3 protein-coding genes are annotated in these 3607 nt (G+C 72.8%); all 3 read left to right on the top strand.

Annotated elements, in window-relative coordinates; translation table 11 throughout:
* A partial coding sequence (locus V7E09_RS14810; RefSeq protein ID WP_324523641.1) for an NAD-dependent epimerase/dehydratase family protein occupies window positions 1-1862 on the top strand: 1862 nt, incomplete at its 5' end.
* A complete protein-coding gene (locus tag V7E09_RS14805; RefSeq protein WP_324523640.1) occupies window positions 1862-3166 on the top strand; it encodes a F390 synthetase-related protein in 1305 nt (434 codons plus the stop codon). The genes V7E09_RS14810 and V7E09_RS14805, both read left to right, overlap by 1 nt.
* Before the next feature lie 72 nt (window positions 3167-3238).
* Window positions 3239-3607 (top strand): hypothetical protein (locus V7E09_RS14800; protein WP_324523639.1); only part of this gene is annotated, 369 nt, incomplete at its 3' end.

The raw sequence follows: 3607 nt of genomic DNA, 5'->3' as shown, positions 1-3607 counted from the left end.
TCACCGGAGCCAGCGGCTTCCTCGGTCGCTACCTGGTGCGCGATCTGGCCGAGCATGGCCACACGGTGGTGGCCACTGGCCGCAACCTGACCGCGCTCCGCGCCCTGGGCGACGCCGCCGCCGACCTCATCGTCGGCGATCTCAGCGTCCTGCCCGAGCACCGCACCGACGTGGACGCCGTCATCCACGCCGCCGCCCTCTCGACGCCGTGGGGCCGCCGAGCAGACTTCGAGCGCGCCAACGTGGCGGGCACTCGGGCGGCACTGGAGTTCGCGCACCGCAACGGGGCGCGCCGGTTCGTCCTGGTCTCCTCCCCCAGCGTGTACGCCGCGCCACGGGACCACCTCGGCCTGCGCGAGGCCGACGCGGACCCGCGCAACCAGCTCAACGAGTACATCCGCAGCAAGCTCGCCGCCGAGCGGCTGGTGATCGCCGCGCAGGCCCGCGGGGTGGTCCCCGAGGCGGTCATCCTGCGCCCCCGGGGGCTGATCGGCGTCGGCGATCCGAGCCTGGTGCCGCGCCTGCTGCGCGTCTACGAGCGGATCGGCGTCCCCGTGTTCGGTGACGGCACCCAGCTCATCGACGTGACCGCCGTGGAGAACGTCGCCACCGCGCTGCGGCTCAGCCTGGATCACGGCGACCCGCGGGCGGGCACCTACAACATCACCAACGGCGACCCGCGCCCGTTCGCGGCCCTGCTGGATCAACTGCTGGACGCCTGCGGGCTGCCCCCGCGTCACCGGCGGCTGAACCGCTGGGTCGCCTATGCGGCGGCGGGCGTCCTCGAGGGGGTGTGCGGCGTCCTGCCGACGCGTCCCGAGCCGCCGCTGACCCGTTACACCGTGACGACGATCGCCTACGCCCAGACCCTCGACATCTCCGCGGCCCGCGCCGACTTGGGTTACGAGCCGCTGATCAGCCTGGACGCCGCCCTGGAGCGCATCGGCGCCGCCTACCGCGCGCCCTCGGCGTGCGCGGGGCATCCGGCGGCGGGCGCTCCTGTGCAGCAGTCCGCGCCTGACGCGGCTTCACCCCGGGCGGTCGGCGCACCGCGGCACGGCGACCCGCCCGCCCGGCTGACCCGCTACGTGTGCGGCTCGACACATCACGACCTGGCGGCGATGTTCAGGGGAGCCCCCCGGGAGCGACGCGTGTTCCCCTCGGCCTGCTACCTGTTCGACGACGGTGCCGGACGCCGCGTCCTGTTCGACACCGGTTACGCCGCCCTGCCGTGGGACACCGGCACCTCCGGCGCGCTGTACCGACGGCTCCTGCCGCCGGTCATCGAGCCCCACCAGACCATCGCCGCCCAACTGCTCGCCGACGGGATCGACCCGGGCAGCGTCAGCCACGTCGTCCTTTCCCATGCGCACCCTGACCACATCGGCGGGCTGGGGGCGTTCCCGGACGCCGAACTGTTGCTGTCCGAGGGCGTCGCGATGAGCCTGCACGCCCCCAAGATCCGCGAGGGCGTCCTCGGTGGGCTGCTGCCACCGGGCTGGGAGGCGCGGCTGCAGATCGTCTGCGACGCCTCCTTCGCGCCGGCCGAGGTCGCCCCCGGCGTCACGCTGGACGCCTTCGATCCGTGGGGGGACGGCGCCTACCGGCTGGTTCACCTGCCCGGGCATGCGCGCGGCCACCTGGGGGCGCTCGTCGACGACGCGGTGCTGCTGGCCGGGGACGCCTCCTGGGGAGCGGAGTTCGTCCCGCACGCCCGCGAGCTGCGGCTGGTGCCCCGGCTGATCCAGCACCAGCCCCACGCCTACGCCCGGACGGCGGCCCTGCTGGGCGACGCCGCGGGCGCCGGGCTGCGGGTGCTGTTCAGCCACGACACCGACGACACCCGCGTCGTGCTGCCCTGATGGGCAAGCCACGCATCGTCGCCGAGTTCGCGGCGACCCGCTGGCTGCGTCGCTGGCGCGACCGCGACGCCCTGGAAGCCCATCAGCTGCGCCTGCTACGCCGCCAAATCCGCTTCTGGAGGCGGCATTCGCGGCGGTTCGCCGACGTGCCCGCCGATGCGGGCCTGGCCGACCTGCCGACGATGGACAAGGCGTCCATGATGGCGGGGTTCGACGACCTGGTGACCGTCCCGCTCACCCGGGCCCAGGCCGAGGAATTGGCGTTGAGCGGTGAGCGCAGCCGCGACTTCACCGGCGACCTGGCGGGCTGTTCGGTGGGGCTGTCGTCGGGCACCACCGGGCATCGTGGCCTGTTCGTCGTCTCCCCGGCCGAGCGGGACGCCTGGGCGGGCACCGTGCTCGCCCGCACCCTGCCGCCGCACCGGCTGTGGGGGCATCGGATCGCCCTGTTCCTGCGCGCCGACAACACCTTGTACGAGTCGGTCGGGTCGAGAGCGGTCACGTTCTCCTACTTCGACCTGTACGCCCCCGAGGCCGAGAACCTGGCGCGGCTGGGCGCCTTCGCGCCGACGATCCTGGTCGCGCCGCCGTCCATGCTGCGCCGGATCGCGGACGCCGTCGCACGGGGCGACCTGACCCTCGCACCGGAGCGGGTGTATGCGGTCGCCGAGGTGCTGGACCCGCGCGACGCCGCCCACATTCGAGCCGCGATGAACCTGCCGGTCCTGCACCAGCTCTACCAATGCACCGAGGGATTCCTGGCGCACACCTGCGCCCACGGCGTCCTGCACCTCAACGAGGACCACGTGATCATCGAGCGGGAGCCGCTGGATGAGCGTCGCTTCGTGCCGGTCGTCACCGACCTGCGACGGCGCGCCCAACCGATCGTCCGGTACCGGCTGGGCGACGTGCTGGTCGCCCGCGAGACGCCCTGCCCGTGCGGCAGCGTCCTGAGCGCGTTGGAGCGGATCGAGGGCCGCGAGGACGACACGTTGCTGCTCCCCACCACCGACGGGACGCCGACGCCGGTATTCGCCGACCTGGTGAGCCGGGCGCTCGTGCACGCCGACGGGTTCGAGGAGTACCGCGTCCGGCAGGTCGGGCGTGAGACGCTCGACGTGGAGATCTCCCCGTATTCGGCGCAGGCGGAGGCGTCCGTGCGCACGGAACTGGCGACCCTGTGGCGGCGGCTCGGTGTCCGCCCGCCGGCCACAGCGTTCCAGCCCTACCGCTCGGTCGTGGGAACGAAGCTGCGGCGCGTGGAACGCGCCTGGAGGGAAGACGACGCCGACGCTGCCCTGTGACATCCTCGACCCAGCCGAGCACCGGATCCGAGCAGCCCCGGCGCGGACGAGACGAGCACCCGGAGGCCAGGGATGGACGACACTCTTTCCCGAGAGGCCTTCCTTGAATCGCTGACGGCACGGGGGCACGTCGTGCGGCCCGTCGCTGCAGGCCGCTACGAACTCACCAGCGTCCCCCAGGCGAGTGTGAACGCCGAGGCGATCCCCCCGGGAGCGAGCGTCACGACCCTCGAACTCGACAGCGCGGACTGGAGCGACTTCATCTCGGCATTCAGTTCCCCGCAGGAGGGGCACGCCTTCGCCGACGAGGTGGCGCACGAACTCGAAACCTCGGTGAGGCCCATCGCCCGGATGGGTGTGAATCGAGAAGACGGGTTCGTTGCCTGGTTCACCGAACGCGTGCCGCAGGAGCCTCGAACCTCGTTTCCTGGCCCCGGCTGG

Source organism: Propioniciclava sp. (genome assembly GCF_036744435.1).
In the GTDB taxonomy this organism is placed as follows: Bacteria; Actinomycetota; Actinomycetes; order Propionibacteriales; family Propionibacteriaceae; genus Propioniciclava.
This window is presented reverse-complemented; position numbering and strand designations above follow the sequence as displayed.